The 17,553-nt window shown below is 39.5% G+C and carries 13 protein-coding genes; 12 read left to right on the top strand and 1 reads right to left on the bottom strand.

The annotated features are described in order from the left end of the window. Positions 1-16: 16 nt before the first annotated feature. From JOC76_RS20180 to JOC76_RS30760, 4 genes are all read left to right on the top strand, one after another. Positions 17-982 carry a 6-bladed beta-propeller gene (locus JOC76_RS20180; RefSeq protein WP_205180582.1) on the top strand — a complete coding sequence of 322 codons (966 nt, stop codon included), beginning with the start codon at positions 17-19 and terminating at the stop codon, positions 980-982. Positions 983-1,088: 106 nt separating this feature from the next. Then, the gene (locus JOC76_RS20175; RefSeq protein ID WP_205180581.1) at positions 1,089-2,723 is read left to right on the top strand and encodes a cytochrome c3 family protein; all 1,635 of its coding nucleotides are present in this window, start codon (positions 1,089-1,091) and stop codon (positions 2,721-2,723) included. Positions 2,724-2,737: 14 nt separating this feature from the next. Then, positions 2,738-2,890, top strand: coding sequence for a hypothetical protein (locus JOC76_RS20170; RefSeq protein ID WP_205180580.1), 153 nt, complete (start codon positions 2,738-2,740; stop codon positions 2,888-2,890). Positions 2,891-3,199: 309 nt separating this feature from the next. Continuing rightward, on the top strand, positions 3,200-5,185 hold the full coding sequence (locus JOC76_RS30760; RefSeq protein WP_205180579.1) for a cytochrome c3 family protein: 1,986 nt from the start codon (positions 3,200-3,202) through the stop codon (positions 5,183-5,185). 77 nt (positions 5,186-5,262) lie between these two features. On the opposite strand, the gene JOC76_RS20160 is transcribed toward JOC76_RS30760, so the two are convergent. Beyond that, positions 5,263-7,191 carry an SEC-C metal-binding domain-containing protein gene (locus JOC76_RS20160; protein ID WP_205180578.1) on the bottom strand — a complete coding sequence of 643 codons (1,929 nt, stop codon included), beginning with the start codon at positions 7,189-7,191 and terminating at the stop codon, positions 5,263-5,265. Between the two features lie 285 nt (positions 7,192-7,476). Between JOC76_RS20160 and prfB the strand changes: the two genes are divergently transcribed. The 8 genes from prfB (at position 7,477) to JOC76_RS20120 (ending at position 17,347) form a co-directional block, all read left to right on the top strand. Beyond that, positions 7,477-8,578, top strand: a protein-coding gene (gene prfB / locus JOC76_RS20155; RefSeq protein ID WP_205180577.1) for a peptide chain release factor 2 whose coding sequence is annotated in 2 segments (ribosomal slippage) — positions 7,477-7,548 and positions 7,550-8,578 — 1,101 coding nt in all. Because the reading frame shifts where the segments join, the coding sequence is not laid out codon by codon here. Between the two features lie 458 nt (positions 8,579-9,036). Continuing rightward, positions 9,037-9,903: a YitT family protein gene (locus JOC76_RS20150; protein WP_205180576.1), complete on the top strand. Its 867-nt coding sequence runs from the start codon at positions 9,037-9,039 to the stop codon at positions 9,901-9,903. A gap of 42 nt (positions 9,904-9,945) precedes the next feature. Continuing rightward, a complete protein-coding gene (gene cccB, locus JOC76_RS20145) occupies positions 9,946-10,293 on the top strand; it encodes a cytochrome c551 (RefSeq protein ID WP_205180575.1) in 348 nt (115 codons plus the stop codon). A 280-nt stretch (positions 10,294-10,573) separates the two neighbouring features. Then, positions 10,574-11,260 carry a cell division ATP-binding protein FtsE gene (ftsE, locus tag JOC76_RS20140; RefSeq protein WP_205180574.1) on the top strand — a complete coding sequence of 229 codons (687 nt, stop codon included), beginning with the start codon at positions 10,574-10,576 and terminating at the stop codon, positions 11,258-11,260. After that, on the top strand, positions 11,250-12,143 hold the full coding sequence (gene ftsX, locus JOC76_RS20135) for a permease-like cell division protein FtsX (protein ID WP_205180573.1): 894 nt from the start codon (positions 11,250-11,252) through the stop codon (positions 12,141-12,143). Before ftsE ends, ftsX begins: the two co-directional genes overlap by 11 nt. A 101-nt stretch (positions 12,144-12,244) precedes the next feature. Further along, complete coding sequence (locus JOC76_RS20130; RefSeq protein ID WP_205180572.1) at positions 12,245-13,537, top strand: murein hydrolase activator EnvC family protein; 1,293 nt, start codon at positions 12,245-12,247, stop codon at positions 13,535-13,537. Between the two features lie 616 nt (positions 13,538-14,153). Next, positions 14,154-15,608: a S41 family peptidase gene (locus tag JOC76_RS20125; protein ID WP_205180571.1), complete on the top strand. Its 1,455-nt coding sequence runs from the start codon at positions 14,154-14,156 to the stop codon at positions 15,606-15,608. Positions 15,609-16,165: 557 nt separating this feature from the next. Beyond that, positions 16,166-17,347, top strand: coding sequence for a PDZ domain-containing protein (locus tag JOC76_RS20120; RefSeq protein WP_205180570.1), 1,182 nt, complete (start codon positions 16,166-16,168; stop codon positions 17,345-17,347). The last annotated feature ends 206 nt before the right edge of the window (positions 17,348-17,553 follow it).

Here is a 17,553-nt window from a genome sequence, read left to right as displayed (position 1 = left end):
CAAGGGGTGATAACCAATGAAGAAAAAAACCGTATACATGTGGATGAGCGGGATTGTAATCCTAGTAATTGCTGCGTTTACTGCCATCTATTTTTTGAATATGGAATCTACTGTAAGGAAAGCATCTACTGTAATTGACCCTAATTCACCTCCAACTTTCAGCCAGCTTTTTTACGGCGATTTTGATAATGCGTTAGACAAGCCAATGGATGTAGCAAAAATTGGAGAATTCATTTACGTATCTGATACCAATAATAAGAGAGTTCAAGTTTTTGATAGTTCAGGAACACTGGTCTTTAAGTTTGGTAAAGAAGGCGAAGGTAAAGGTGAATTCAAATTCCCATATGGAATTGCCGGGGATAATAAAGGTGATGTGTTTGTAGCAGATTTATATAACGGTAAAATCTCTATTTTTGATTCAAAAGGGAAATTCATCAAATACTTTGATGATAAAGATAAACTATTAAAATCTCCTGCAGGCATTCGAATCTTTGATGAAAAATTATATGTAACGGATGTACAACAAAACAAGGTATTTGTGTTCAATTTATCTGGTAAAAAGCTAGAAGAAATTAGCACTGGTGCGAATAAGTATGACAAATTTAAAGCACCAAATGCGGTTGCAATGGATAAGAAAACGGGCGAGCTATTTCTCTGTGACTCAGGTAATCAGCGCGTTTTAGCTTATGATAAAAAAGGGAAATATCTTCGAACCATCAATGGTTCTAAAGATGGAAAAGGTTCTTCCGTATTTGTTAATCCACGTGGGATTGGTGTTGATTCACGAGGCGTTCTCTATGTTGTAAATAATTTATCACATACCATTTATGGATTTAATGAAAAAGGTGAACAATTGTTTACATTCGGATCTATGGGTGATCAAAATGAACAGTTCTACCTTCCAAATGGATTATACGTGGATGATAATGACCGGGTGTATATTACCGATACGTTAAATCAACGGGTGGCATTATACTATTAAACTATCCCTACTTAAAGGAGGTGGTGCCTAAAATTAGGGTGAATAGTATTTTCATAGCAAGAAGTTAAAGAGAGAAAAAGAGAGAGATAATGGGAGGTTTTTTGGAATGAGTAAGATCAAATTAGGCTTTTCATTCCTGCTAACATTGATGTTAGTAGCAATGTTTAGCATTGTGGCTTCTGCTGCCGGTAATACTCCAAGTTACAATCCTGGAGTAGGCGATAAGAGCGGTACAGGCGTAGTAGATGGTAAGGTTGCAACTGATACTGATCGTGATAACAGCTACAACACTGTTGATAAAAGCAACGCCAACAAAACTGGTTCTGGTGTTGGGGGTCAAGATGCTAACTTTGGAAATGTTATCAAATCCGATGACATGGTTAAAGGAACAGACGGTTCACACGGAACACAACGTACACACGGTTCCTATATGAACAACACTAACTCTTGTGCCAGCTGTCACCAAACACACACAGCCGCAGGTGCAAGCTTATTGTTCAAAGACGGTGAATATGCAACATGTACTGCATGTCATGATGGTACATTAGGCTTCTATAACGTTATGGGTACTGGCTCTAACTCTGCTGGTACATTCGGTGGAACTCATGATGGTAACATGTCTGCTCACTTAGCTAACGGAACTGTAAAATTAAGCGCAGCTCCTGGTGGAAACAATGCTGCTGTAAGTGAGGAAACTTCAACAAGAGGTGGAGAATGGACAGAAGAGTTCACTTGTGCAAACTGTCATGCACCACATGGTTCATACTCTGACCGTTTATTAAACGAAGATCCAAACGGAATGGGTAACACGCTTATTAAAGATGGCGGTAAGAAATTAGAGGGCACTCCAGTTCTTGACAAAACAACTCTGCCTGACATGAAAGTTAAATATGCTGCTGCTGATATCGAAATCACAGACGCACTTGGCGTAAAATCAACTGTTAACTATGTGGTTTATCGTTTCAACATTGGGGATACTGGTGCTCCTACAAATGCTGATTACGCTGCAAAAGGATTACAAACTGGTGACGTTGTCCTTCAGTTGATGAAATGGAATGGAACACAATATGTAATCGATACTGATCCATGGTTACATGAGTATGATTTCGACTCAACTCATACAAAACATTACTGGACTGCTTTCTATGATGGTACTAAATATGCTGACAACTATGCAGATCCGACTTACGCAGGAAAATATATTGATAAAGTTCACACTGACAGCCTAAAAGCTGGTGAAAAACTAGGTAAGGGCTTCCTTGGTGTAAGAGCAGACAACACTACTTACCCTGGTGCTACAGCTTTAACAACTGCTGTTAATGGAGTTACTTTCGGTAACATGGCTCGTTCTTATGTCGTTAAGCTTGACGTTTCTACTCCAGATGCAAATAATGTAACTACAACAAATGTTGCTACATTATGGGGCTCATCTGCTGGAGGTAAAGGTGTAGCAATGTCTACTTGGTGTGCATCTTGCCACACAGACTACCTAGCTTCATCCGGTAAAGAAACTGGTACATTTGACCATGCATACCGCCACACTACAACTTCTGATAGCTACACTTGTGTACGCTGTCACTTTGCACACGGTACAGATGTAACAATTATGCGTGATGCTCGTGGATTAACTTATCAAAATATATTAGCTGATACCACTAACTATTTCCCAGGAGTAACTGGTGATGCTCGTACAGCTATGGTTAAAGATTATTTATTAGATAAGAACCATCTTCTGCATTAAAACGTTACACTAACATGGCTGTATGTTGGGGATGTCATACTTCTTCCCACTCTGGTGGTACAAGAAATACAGACACTTATCAATACAATACTGCTCCTGGTATAGATACAGATCGTAACGGTATTGATAATACTCAAACACCTAATACACCAAATGCTGGATATTAAAAAAGCTACCAAATAGCCCCACTATTTGATAGCCCCTGAATGGAATATTTAAGTTTTAAATAACAGCTCACTTCGGTGGGCTGTTATTATTTATTTAACAATATGGTCACAATATTGTCAATAATTAGGTTCACAATGTTGTCAATTTATCTTCACAGTTCTGTTACCCAATTAGTTTTCTAATAAAAGTATAATAATAATGTAGGTTAAAAGAAAAAACATTGAGAAAATAATTACCTTATTAATGTATTTTCTACAATAAGAATCCAATTATAGCTTTTATGTCAAAGCAAAAAGGAATGACCAATCGTGCCCCCTTCTAAATATAGTAAGAATTATACTATTTTAATTGTACTTCTATTTTTTTGCCTAACCACCATTATTCCTACAGTTACATATGCAGAAGAACAGTTACCAACTGCAAACCCTTCCACGGTTGAAGAAACAGTAACTTCTACTACTGTTATTGTTGAAGAAACACCTACGCCTACTAATGGATCTGAACTTATTAAAGCAACTACGGAGGAAGCGGATACCGTTAAGCCTTCAATAATTGTAAAAAATATAACCCTGCAAAGTGATGGAATTACTGTTTCTGGGACAATTTCAGACAATCAGCCAACTACTGACACATTAACGATGAATTTAATCTATCCTGATGGTCAAAAAGTATCATTGGTTCCTGATAATGGGGAATGGTCCTTTAAAACAGTCGTCACTGCAAAACTTAACCATTATAAAATAGAAGCAATCGATGCAGCTAATAATACTACGGAAATTTTTGTACAACGTCCTTATATTAAATCTATTACTATGAATGTGTTTAAATATAGGCAAAAGGATTACGAAAGCCCAGACCCATATAAAGAAGAGGATGTTACGGCAAATGTTAATATCTTAGAAAGTGATAATATAACTAGAGTATCGCTTAACCAAACCATCATAATTGAACTAAGTGACACATTAACTAATTCAATTGATAACAATCACAATCCCTTTATCATAAACGATAAGGATGGAAAAGAGATTCCATTTGATATTGACTATACACCGCTTTCTAATAAAATAACACTCATTAATCAAGATGCACTAAATCCTGGTGAAACCTATTACTTAAGGTTTAACCCAAGTTTAATTAGTCTTGATTATAATGATGGTACAAGAACATTAGTTGATGATTTGACTAACCCGTTTTATTCGATAACCAAGCAATTTACTACAGTGAGCAATGCCGCCAAAAACTTCGCGGTAAACGGTTATACTGTTCAGGAAATGAATAATTTACAACAGCTTCCGCATGGGTCGTACAACAATAATGTAAACAACTGTACAATTTGTCACAATACCCATGAAGGTGGAAATACTAGTTTGGAAAATAAAGATTTAGCACAGGGCTACTGTATGGCTTGCCATGATGGGACAACCGGACCGAAAATGGTTAATTTTGATTCTAGCATTAAATCAAAGCATGAGACACAAAAGATTACCAAGCACGATACAAAGTCAGGTTCTTGCACAGCATGTCACAATCCACATCTAACGTGGAGTGAAGACAACCCAAATTTATTAAATGATCATTATGTCTATGATCATAGGGCGGAAGATACGTGGGAAGGGAATGCAGTGGGTAAAATTGACAGCAATGTTCAATTATGTGAAGCCTGTCACGGTCGATTTACCTATTCCTATAAGTCATTAGCGGAGGGAAGTGGTGGTTATAATGTCCTCCATTATCGTCAAGAAACTACCGCGATTGGAAATATAACTGACACTCAAGATAGTAAAAATGGAACTACCAAGCATGTGGATGATTACAACTTGTGTTTTACTTGTCATAATAATGAAAAACAATTAAAAGACGGAACTACGGATATACTGACTTACTATACAAATCAAGACTCCAAACATATAATGTCTGCCTTAGATGGTAGTAAACTAAATGGTCAGCTACCATGCTCAGAATGCCATGATACTCATGCTTCCAATAACATTTTATTATTGAAAAATAAACTGGGACATGAAAATCAGCAATCATTTTCTCTAACTAAAATTGATGATTGGACAGTTCAAAAGAAACGTGATTATTGTTTAACTTGTCACAATGGCAAAACAGTCCTTTACGGGGTAACTGGAAAAGCTATTTATGATGAATCTGGTCAATCACTTATAACGACGAATGATACTGTTAAAGCCGCACATGCAAAGGGGAGTACTGAGGTTTGTTCGGATTGTCATAGTCATAGTGGTTCCTTTACTGAAGCAGTGCATGCTCCGATTATTAAAGCAACACCATAAAAATCGAGGGGGAAACTTCTCGAATTGTATAAAGTTTAGCCCTCCACCTAATGATGGAGGGCTTTTTTTTATACTACTTATTTACCCTTTAACCAATCTTTTAACCCCTCAATCTTCTTCCATAAATGCAAATGCATATCGGCATAGACAATCGCTTCATTTTCATCCCCGAATCCGTAGTATTCAGGTGGATAGGCAGGCAGTCTCTTTTTACCAATTAAATAGGGTACTACAAACTTGTTTATCTTTTTTGCACCCTTTAAGAGCATTTCAGCCTTGGCTGTAAAGCCATGTTCATTTAATTCCAGCAGTAGATAGTTGAATAATTGCTGAGCAGTTTCTTCCTGATATTGAACAAGGAGGACATGAGCTTTTTCAAAATGGCCTAAATCCATATAAGCAACAAACAACGAGTAATGGACACCCTGGTTATCCATCGGATTTAATTCCAGTAACTCCTCAAATTGCTTAGCCGCTTCGTCTACTTTTCCCAAAAGAGACATGGCTTCTGCATAATGCAGTTTTGCTCTCATAAAGGGTCTGGTTTCAAGCATTCCCCAAAAATAGCCTGTATTTTCCTTGAAAAATTCCTTACCAAGTTCTCGTTCACCTGCTTGAATCCCTTTTTCATAAAGTAAAATAGCTTCCTCTAAGCTCTTTGTTTTTTCAGCAAGAATCACGTAGGCATCGACACAGTTGGGATTGAGCTGTAAGGCTTCCTCCGCCAATTTATATCGCTTCTTTCCATCTGTTTGCAAGGCGTCATAGATTAATTGGCGTGCACGTTCTTCATCACGGCGGGAAACCTTCCGTCCAGCTTTTTTCTTTCCTGGCTTATCGACTGCACTTGTAAGTGTCATCACATTTGAGTCAGCCCCATCCAGATTCGCTCCATGATTTCTAGGGAACTCAATAACGGGTGCTGTTTGGACTGAAGGCGGATCAAATGGAAGATCATCCTCATAGACCATTTCGATTAACTCGGCTATTTCTTCTGCTAATACATGGTCTATTTCTGAGAATATAGAGGAAATACTTCCAGCAGACACACCATATAGCTTCGCCAGTTCCTTCTGAGATACACCTTGTTCCAAAGGAGTTATTGTGGATAATAGGTAGTGTAGGGCTGCCACGTAAATATTCGGATTTTGGATTCGTTTTTGTTTCTTTTGGCAAAATTGATTCCAGAGTATGACGCCTGCATTGATGACTGGAGGAGGCAACATGGGTTCCAGTTTTTCTATCAAGAGCTCCGCCACTTCTTTGTAAATAGGAGCAGGCCAATCCAATTCATCTGCTTCCACCAAACCATCCACCATTGGGAGTTCACTAATCACATCTATAAAGAAATTTGTCAAATATTCCTGTGGTGAGTCATAATCTGCATCAAAACTGCTATCCTCAATGTAGGAGATAGCAAAATCAGGATTAAGACCAGGTAGTTCTAATGGTGCTGGAAAAAAGACATAGCGATGTTCAAATGGGAGGAGAATCCCAATAAAGAACGAGCCTTCTTCGAGTTGGATGGATTCAGCTAGATTAATCGTCTCAAGTTGTTCGGCTGAAAAGCCATCTTCAACTGTCAGCGTGTTATCATTCACGTCCAAAACTCTTCCGGCAATCGTTCGAGCGTTTGTCCATGTGTGTAAAATAGATTTTAGTTTTGGGCGTTTAATTTTTCCAGATTCAGCTTTAATAAATTGTTCGACAATCGTTTCGCCATCATCCAATTCTTCAAACAGGGAAAACCAGATGCTATGGATCATTTCGTAAAATTCCCGGTCGGGGTCATTTTCAATATCCAGATTCGCTTCTAGTATTTCAAAATCCTCATTAATTTCATAACCAAAGTGATTGAAAGCAAAATGGAGTAACTGTTTCTGCATTTCCTCCATTTCATTTATAAGTACATCGGTAATTGAAATCGCATCGTTTGCTCCGCAGCACTTTTTATACTTTTTTCCACTCCCGCAAGGACAAGGTTCATTACGGTTTATTTTCTCCATTCGCCTTTGCTCCTTCTTTATTAATTTAATTCCTGCTAGTTCTCTATGTATAAAATTGTACTAAAACCAAGTTTGTTCTTATTTAATAGTACCATCTTTGCCACATGGAAATATATAAATACTAAGGAAATTTAATGGAATTTTAGCGAATTGTAGGTGTGGGTATTGTTCAAAAAATGAAATATAAATGGTCTAACTTTGAATTTATTCAGGTTCTCACGCTATAATGGATAGGGACTTACTAAGAAAAAATATATTCTTTAATTTTTTATAGAGGTGACGAAAATGGAATTAGCGGAAATTCGGAATGAACTTGAAAAAACAGCTAAGAAATTAGCGGACTTTAGGGGGTCTCTTTGACCTTGAAAATAAAGAAGCCAGAATCGCTGAGTTAGATGATGAAATGCTTCAACCTGATTTTTGGAATAACCAAGAGAAGGCACAGGCTGTTATTAGCGAAGCCAATGGTTTAAAAGATCAAGTCAATGAGTTTATGGGGTTAAATGAATCATATGAAAATCTTGAACTGACCTATGAACTTGTAAAAGAAGAAAATGATGATGAACTGCGGGCAGAGCTTGAAGAAGAGCTGGAACAGCTAACAAGCTGTTTAGGTCAGTTTGAGCTTCAGCTTCTGTTAAGTGAGGAATATGATAAAAATAATGCGATCCTAGAGCTGCACCCAGGTGCCGGCGGGACGGAGTCACAGGACTGGGGTTCGATGCTGCTTCGGATGTATACACGCTGGGCGGAGAAGAAGGGCTTTAAAGTGGAAACTCTCGACTATCTTCCAGGGGACGAAGCAGGAATCAAGAGTGTGACCTTGGCCATTAAAGGTCATAATGCTTACGGTTATCTGAAAGCAGAAAAAGGGGTTCACCGTCTGGTGCGGATTTCACCATTTGATGCGTCAGGTCGCCGTCATACTTCGTTTGTTTCTTGTGAAGTGATGCCTGAGTTTAATGAAGAAATTCAGGTAGAGGTCCGTACTGAGGATTTAAAAATTGATACCTATCGTGCAACAGGTGCGGGTGGACAGCATATCAACACCACAGATTCGGCTGTCCGGATTACCCATCTACCATCGGGAGTTGTCGTGACTTGTCAGTCGGAACGTTCGCAAATTAAAAACCGTGAGGCAGCGATGAAGATGTTAAAAGCGAAGCTGTATCAACGGGAAATTGAGCGCCAGGAACAAGAATTGTTAGAAATTCGCGGTGAACAAAAGGAAATCGGCTGGGGCAGCCAGATCCGTTCTTATGTCTTCCACCCATATTCGATGGTAAAAGACCACCGTACGAATACTGAGAGCGGCAATGTCCAGGCGGTCATGGACGGGGATTTAGATCAATTTATCAATGCTTATTTACGTTCGAGAATTTCATAATATAAAGAGCCTTCGCCGGTTTGCTCCGGTGAAGGCTTTTCTATTTTAGGGGATTATCTCCTCCTTATTGACCGAGGGTGTGTGAAATTTAGGATAACGGTAAATGAAGCGGGGGTTTCATTACCCAAAAAAGGCAGAAATTGAGAATTATGGTCAATCAACTTGGGCATCATTACCCCCAAATGTGAAAAATTTAGAATTTCGGTCAATGACAACCCCTTTCATTACCCCTTCGGACATTCCAACACAATATTCGGTGAATGAACCTTCTTAGAATAAAACCCCCTTTCATGAAATGACCATAATAAGCAAATGCTAATTAAAAATACACCATGAGTTCACTATATCACCGCTTTATCACGTTAACTGAATGCCATTTACATCAACATTTATGTAATGCTATACTCACTTTTTTATAGATATTTTTTATAGATAGAAAATAGAGGAGAATCTGTTGTATGAACGTATTTGACAATCTAACACAAACCTATCCGAAACTGAGTGTGGCGATGGAGTATGTTTTCGTGTTAATAGGAGCGGCAATCATCGCCTTAACCTTTAATGTGTTTTTGCTTCCTAACCAAATCGCTTCAGGTGGAGTAAGCGGAATTAGTACGATCTTAAAAGGCGTCTTTGGATGGGAACCCGCCTATGTTCAATGGGCCTTTAATATACCGTTGTTTATCGCAGGCGTCGCTTTTTTAGGAAAACAATTCGGTGTGAAAACCCTTGTCGGGACCATCTTCCTTCCATTTGTTGTTTTTCTGACAAAACATCTAGATCCTTGGACACACAATGCCTTACTGGGTGCTTTATTTGGCGGTGTCGGCGTAGGACTAGGGCTTGGCATTGTTTTCAGAGGGAGTGGCTCTACTGGCGGTACTGATGTAGCCGCGCAAATCATCAATAAATATACCGGTTTTACCCTAGGTAGATGCGTCGTAATCATCGATGGGTTGATTGTTCTGACAGCTGCGGCTGTCTTTGATATTGAAAAAGGGTTGTATGCGCTAATCGCCCTTTTTGTAACGAGTAAAACCATCGACCTTGTTCAGGTAGGATTTAACAGCTCGAAAATGGCCATGATTATTACAAATAACCAAGAGGAAGTCCGTGAAGGAATTTTGAATAAAATTGACCGAGGAGTGACAAAACTATCAGCATATGGTGGATTTACAGACCATGAACGGCCAGTACTCATGTGTGTGGTTGACCAGACAGAGTTCTCTAAATTGAAACATTTAGTCAAAACCCTAGACCCATCTGCCTTTGTTATAGTCATGGATGCGGCCGAGGTTCTTGGTGAAGGTTTCAAACGGGCGTAGGAAGTACAATGATGGTAATATTTTCTTAAAGGAGGTATGGTAATGAAAAAGAAGCTCTTAACCTTATTACTTGGAACGTCCCTTGTAATGGGATTGGCTGCTTGCGGAGGCGGTAAGGATAATTCATCTAGTACGAAAAAAGATTCCGGAACGACCGAGACATCCAATGCAAGTGATGCCCAAAAGATTTTCGATCAAAAATGCTCCAGCTGTCATGGCGGCGATCTGAAGGGTGGAATGGGACCAAATTTAACAAAGGTTGGTTCAAAATATTCAAAAGCTGAAATTTTGGATATTTTAAAAAATGGTAAATCAGGCGGAATGCCTGCTGGATTAGTATCTGGCAACGATGCGGACACCATTGCCACTTGGTTGGCAGCAAAAAAATAAAGACGATAAGAAAACGTTCTGTTACAATAAACAGTGCGTTTTTTTATTTACACATGTAACATAAATAAGTTTAGAATAATGAGAATTTTGTCAAGTTTTGTTTTATATTTGCAAAGAAACTGTAATACAATTACCACTTCTTTTAGCTACTTAAGATGTTATAATAAAAACATGCGAGATTATGCACATATTGTCTGTTATTTTGGTCCGTTGTGTAAAAAATACGAAGAATATTGTCGAATTTTATTTGAACAAAATCTTCCAATATAGGTGATAAATAATGATCGAACTACAAGAAGTATATAAGAAGTATCCAAATGGAGTTACAGCCATTAACGGTATAGATGTCCGAATTAATCAGGGTGAATTTGTTTATGTGGTGGGACCAAGTGGTGCGGGGAAATCCACGTTCATTAAAATGATGTACCGTGAAGAGGTACCATCTTCAGGAACGATTACCATGAATGGTGTGAACCTTGCTAAATTAAAAATGAAAAAGGTACCGCTATTTAGAAGAAATATGGGAGTTGTATTCCAAGATTTTAAACTGCTTCCTACTCTAACAGTCTATGAAAATGTTGCCTTTGCTCTGGAGGTTATTGAGGCGCAGCCTAAATTTATCCGCAAACGGGTTATGGAAGTTCTAGAGCTTGTTGGTCTAACGCATAAAGTTAAAATGCTTCCATCAGAGCTTTCAGGTGGCGAACAGCAGCGTGTTTCGATTGCTCGGTCCATCGTCAACTCTCCTAAAGTGGTGATTGCGGACGAGCCGACGGGTAACCTTGATCCAGAAACATCATGGGATATCATGAAGATTTTTGAAGAAATCAACAATCGTGGAACAACTATTGTGATGGCAACACATAACAGAGAGATTGTAAACACAATAAAACATCGCGTTATCGCCATTGAAGGCGGTAAGATCGTTCGTGATGAACAAAGAGGTGAATACGGTTATGAAAATTAGAACAGTTGGCCGTCATGCCCGTGAAAGCTTAAAGAGCATTAAGAGGAATGGCTGGATGACATTTGCTTCCATTGGTTCCGTTACTGTTACATTAATTCTAGTTGGTGTGTTTTTTGCCATTATGATGAACCTTAACAGAGTCGCTCAAACAATTGAACAGGATGTTGAAATTCGTGTTCACATTGATGTGGCTGCCAATAAACAGGATCAAGATACGTTAAGAAAACAGATTGCTAGTATACCAGAAGTGAAAAGTATTGTATTTTCACCGAAAACAAAAGAGCTTGATAATCTAGTAAAGAGTCTTGGTGAGGATGGCAAAGCGTTTCAATTATTCCAACAGGACAATCCGTTAAACGACGTCTTTATTGTTAAGACAAAAAATCCTGCTGATACGATGAAAGTAGCGAAGCAAATTGAAAAAGACAACTTTGTCGCAAAGGTCAAATATGGACAGGGCAAGGTAGAAAAATTATTTAAATTTATCAGTGCGGCCCGAAATGTGGGTATAGTCTTAATCATTGGCTTGTTCTTTACGGCGATATTCTTAATCTCCAATACCATTAAGATTACGATTATTGCAAGACGTAGAGAAATTAAGATTATGAGATTAGTAGGGGCAACCAATAGCTTTATTCGCTGGCCCTTCTTTTTAGAAGGACTATGGCTTGGAATTGTCGGTTCCATTTTACCGATTGTTCTGATTTCAATTGCCTACTATCGTGCTTATGATTATATAGGCCCTAAGCTTGAAGGAACCTTTATCAAGGTATTACCATTTAGCCCATTTGTTTATCAAATGTCAGGCATTTTGATTTTAATGGGTGCTTTAATCGGTGTATGGGGCAGTGTCATGTCCGTACGTAAATTCTTAAAGGTTTAATTTTTAAGGAAGGACGACTTATTTGTCCTTCCTTTAGTTATGAAAAAAGATTGCAGGAACGATTTACCTGTGTATAGAAAGTCGGAGGGGAAAAATCAGCTATGAAGAAATCAGTGATAACCCTTGCTGTATCGGCAACGGTGGGGTTTGGGACCATCTTTGGAGGAACATCTGTCATTACAGAAGCCGCATCAATCTCCAGCCTAAAAGGCGAACAAAACAAAATTCAGAATCAGCGCTCCAATATCAATTCTACTATCAATCAAAAAAACAATCAGATTAGTGATCTGCAAAATCAGCAAGCAAATGTTCAAGATGAGATTACAAGACTTGATGACGCGATTACCGATTCAACCAATAAGATTAATGAAACGAACGCGAAACTTGAAAGCACCAAAGAAGATATTATGAAACTTCAAGGCGAAATGGAAGTCATTAAGGACCGGATTGAAAAACGGAATGTTTTGCTGAAGGACCGGGCCCGCAGCTATCAGGACACGGGTGGGATGGTCAACTATATCGATGTTTTAATGGGGGCGACCAGCTTTAGTGACTTTGTTGACCGTGCCAATGCGGTTGTCACGATTATGGAGGCAGACCAAGCCATTTTAAAAGAACACGAGGCAGATAAAAAAGAATTAGAAACAAAGCAAGAGCAGGTTAAAACCAACCTTGTGAGCATTCAAAAAATGGTCACTGACTTACAAACATTACAACAACAATTAAACGTGCAAAAGGCTGAAAAAAATAAAGCTTTGGCTAGCCTGAAGCAGCAGGAAAATGAAGCCCATGAAGGCTTGATGGATTTACAAGAACAAGACGCCCTTCTGGCTGCTCAACAGTCTGCTATTCAACAAGCGATTAAGAATGAGCAGGCAGCACAAGCTAAAGCAGCTGCAGAAGCGGCAGCAGCTGCCAAGAAGGCTGCCAGCAGCAATAGTGGTGGATCCAGTTCTGGAGGAGCAAGTTCCGGAGCGACACCTGGCGTATCCAGCGGCTATTGGACACAGCCTGCAGTCGGTTATTTAAGTTCTGGTTTTGGACAACGAGGCAGTGAAAGACACGTCGGTGTAGACATTGCCAATCGTTCAGCGGTGCCGATTGTCGCAGCAGCTGATGGTGTGGTCATTCGATCCTATTTATCTAGCAGTTATGGAAACTGTATCTTTATCTCACACTCTATTAATGGACAAGTTTATACAACTGTCTATGCCCACATGTCAACACGTTTGGTCGGCAGTGGAGCTGTTGTAAAAAAAGGCCAGCAAATCGGCGTTATGGGGAACACAGGCGATTCAACAGGTCAGCACTTACACTTTGAGCTTCATAAAGGCCCGTGGACACAGGATAAGCGCTATGCGATTAATCCTGTCGGTATCGTGCCACTGCCATAACATAAAAAGGAAGGTACTTCGAAAAGAGCATCATTTGGATGCTCTTTTTCCATTCATCTATTTTCTTCCTCATACGCCAAGCCCTGATAAACTTCATTTCATTTTCTTCTTGTTTGCCAGGTAGGGACTGCGGCTGGGTATTAATCAGTGTGTTTGGAAAATAAACGGAAAAATTCCGCTTAAATTGGGAAATACTCCTATTTCCTTAAAAATAAAGGAAGTTTTTCCGTTTATCTAATCCAAATCTTTAGATTTTGTCTTATTTAGTGCAGTTAAACGGAATTTCTCCGCTTATATCTGCTTCTTAACCTTCCTCTTTATACATTAGGCGGAAATTTTCCGCCTATGAAATCTCATACCTACACAAAAATCAAATATGAATAATAACAGACTGAAAAATAGGACAATTTTTAAATCGCACCTCAATCCTCTGGCTCCGCTTTGTTTGCCATCAATAAATCTCCCTATATCGGGCTGATCAAGGCGCTTGCGCTTTTCTAATTTCTAATCATAACTCGTCCATTTCCTACATATAAGTTAATAATCGGGCAGGAGTTCGGTGCCATTTTGAGAAATAGATTAGGACAGGTATTTCTTTACTTGAGGAGGATTCGGGATGAATCGTAGATGGATTGCCCTGTTAATGACAGGTTCCCTGCTGACAGGAGCAGGTGGCACTTATGCTGGTATGACCTATTTTCATAAAACTAAAATGGCTTCCCAAATGGAGCAAGTGGTCAGTCCTAAGGAAGAAGCTGCAACCACACAGGCAGATACAGACAGCCTTGTTAAGGTAGAGCAGGCCTATGATCTTATTTTAAGCCGCTACGTGGAAAAAGTGGACCAGAATAAACTAGTAGAAGGAGCCATCCAAGGAATGCTGTCTGTTTTAAAAGACCCGTATTCCGTTTATATGGACAAGGAAACGGCAAAGCAATTCACGCAAACACTCGAATCATCCTTTGAAGGGATCGGGGCGGAGGTCGGAATGGTGGATGGAAAAATGGTGATTGTCTCGCCATTTAAAAATTCTCCGGCTGAGAAGGCAGGCATCAAGCCAAATGACCAAATTTTAAAGGTAAATGGAAAAAGCGTCCAGGGACTTGACTTAAACAGAGCTACCCTGAAAATCCGCGGTAAAAAAGGAACGACCGTTAAATTGGAAATAGCCAGAAAAGGGTTAAGTGAACCACTAACGATTAATGTGAAACGAGATGAAATTCCTCTTGAGACCGTTCATTCTTCGCTTAAGAAACAAGATGGCAAAAAGATTGGTTATATTGAAATCACCACATTCTCAGAGGATACAGCTGCCGACTTTAAAAAGGATTTAAAGGCGCTTGAGAATGACGGTATTAAAGGGTTAATTCTTGATGTCCGCGGAAACCCTGGCGGCCTTCTAGATAGTGTAGGAGAAATTTTAAAAGAGCTAGTTCCTAAGAATGAACCATATGTGCAAATTGAGCAGCGCAATGGTGAAAAACAACGCTTCTTCTCGACTCTTACTAAGAAAAAGGATTATCCGATTGTTGTTCTCGTGAACAAGGGAAGTGCTTCAGCATCGGAAATATTAGCGGGTTCGCTTCAGGAAGCGGACGGATACAAGCTTGTTGGGGAAACGACGTTTGGCAAGGGAACCGTTCAACAGGCAATCCCTATGGGGGATGGTAGCAATATTAAGCTGACATTGGCCAAATGGTTGACACCGGATGGCAATTGGATTCACAAGAAGGGGATTAAACCAGATGTAAGCATCAACCAGCCAGAGATTTTTGACACCCATCCGATTCAGGTAGAGAAGCCACTTACAGTAGATATGAACAATGAACAAGTCAAAAATGCCCAAGAAATTCTAGATGGATTGGGCTTTGAGCCAGGCAGGAAAGATGGTTATTTTAGTGAGGAAACAAAAGTAGCCGTAGAAGGATTCCAGCAGGAGAACAATCTGCCTGCTAACGGAAAAATAGATGAAAAGACAGCTGCTAAGCTCGAAGAAGCGGCTGTGAAGGAAATGAAAAAAGCGAAAAACGATTTACAGCTGAAAATGGCGCTGAAGTTGATTGCGCAATAACTTAGCAGGGGCTTTAAAGCCTCTGTTTTTTCTTCGTTATAGAAATTATAAAATTTTCGCTTTTGGATAACTGTTAATAAATGGACTGTCGACATCCAGCTCCAGCGCCTAGCCCCTCGATGGTCTACAGCCACTCAGGGAATGAAGGCAAAGAACGCCTTCTTTCCCTGAGTGGCTTATGCTTGGCTACAGAAAACTATCGTTTTCTGTTCGCATTAAGGGAGACTAATCTCTGGCTTCGCTTTGCTTGCCCTCGATAAATCTCCCTATATCGGGGCTGTTCAAGGCGCTTGCGCTTTTGTTCTTTTTTTGTGGAATAATGTCTATTGGACTAGAATGATTAAGAATTTCCGTGGAAATATCAGAATATCACACAAAAAGATCCAGTTTTCTACAAAAAATAAAGGTAATCGGGTTTATTCAACATAACTGTTGTAGGAAATATGACATTTTTCTCTTTTTCTAAAAACTAGCAATTTTTTTTATAGAGCTAATTTGGTAAAATATAATTTAGGAGAATTTTTATTTGATATATCAATAGAGGCAGGTGGCGGGAAATGGTTGGAATATGGCTTGTAGAACTACTCAGAGGGACAGGCAGGTTCTTTCTTCATCCTGTTTTATACTATCTCGTTTTTCTTGCAGGTGTATTAGGGGTCATGAGGGTAAAACGTGAACGGAAAAATTTTCATATTCGAGCGGAAGATGCCTATTTTGAACTCCGGCAATTGTTTCCGTTGGGAATCCTCATCGGCCTAGTGCTGTCTATCATCATTGTTGCAGCAGGTATCGCGGTTCCATTTGTGGCTATTCTACTCATTGCCGCTTTCACATTCATCTGGTCACTAACCACCAATATTCGGCTGATGTCACCGGCGTATACGCTCGGTGCGGCATTTTTCACGATGATTATCATTGCGGAAAATAACTGGTCGATTCCGTTTATTTCGTCTTTTGGTGGCAAGGTTTATCCATCTTTGGTTGTGATTCTCGGATTATTGTTAGTGGCAGAAGGAATTCTCATTTTTAAAAATGCTAGCATTGGGTCTTCGCCTAAACTAGCAAAAAGCAAGCGCGGCCAAGTGGTCGGCGTTCATGAAGTGAAAAGGCTTTGGATGGTACCATTATTGTTATTAATTCCTGGAAACGCCATCCATGTACCGTTTGAATGGTGGCCCGTGTTCCATTTAGGGGCAACAAAATATTCGTTGATATTTGTTCCCTTTGCGATTGGTTTCAATCAGCAAATTAAAGGCATGCTGCCAAAAGAGTCGATACAGCTCCACGGTCGCCGTGTCATCATCCTAGGAGTTCTAATTTCGCTGCTTTCTGTTGCAGGTTATTGGTATCCATTAATGTCGATTGTGGTTGCGGCCCTAGCTGTCGTTGGCCGCGAGCTATTGTCATTGTTTGCTTTTTTGAAGGATGACAGTAAGACTGCTTATTTTTCTAAGAAGAATAATGGTGTGATGATTATTGGGGTTATTCCGGAATCACCTGCGAGCAAAATGGGATTACAGGTAGGAGAAATTATCTCGAAGGTAAATGGGGGAGCTGTTCACGATGAACATACCTTCTATGAAGCCTTACAGAAAAATCGCGCCCACTGCAAGCTTGAGGTCTTTGACACCAAAGGCGAGATCCGCTTTGTACAGCGCGCTCTTTATGAAGGAGACCATCACGAACTGGGTGTACTATTTGTTCAGGATGAGCGGAAGTTTGATGAGAAGATTGGATAATAATGTGAGCTTTCATAGCTTCGTGGAGTCGTTCCCTATTTGGTAAAATTATATTATACGGGCTTGGTGCCTTATTATTTAGACCATTTAGAGTCAAAAATTAGCTGAATTTAGGTCATAATTAATAGTATGATAGGGCGTAATTAGTTGGAATTGCGTCGATATTAAACGGAATGCGGAACAAAATTCTTCGGAAGGCCATTAAA

Source organism: Neobacillus cucumis, from assembly GCF_016908975.1.
Taxonomy (GTDB): domain Bacteria; phylum Bacillota; class Bacilli; order Bacillales; family Cytobacillaceae; genus Neobacillus; species Neobacillus cucumis.
Note: the sequence above shows the minus strand (reverse complement) of the source record. Positions and strands in the feature narration are given on the sequence as shown.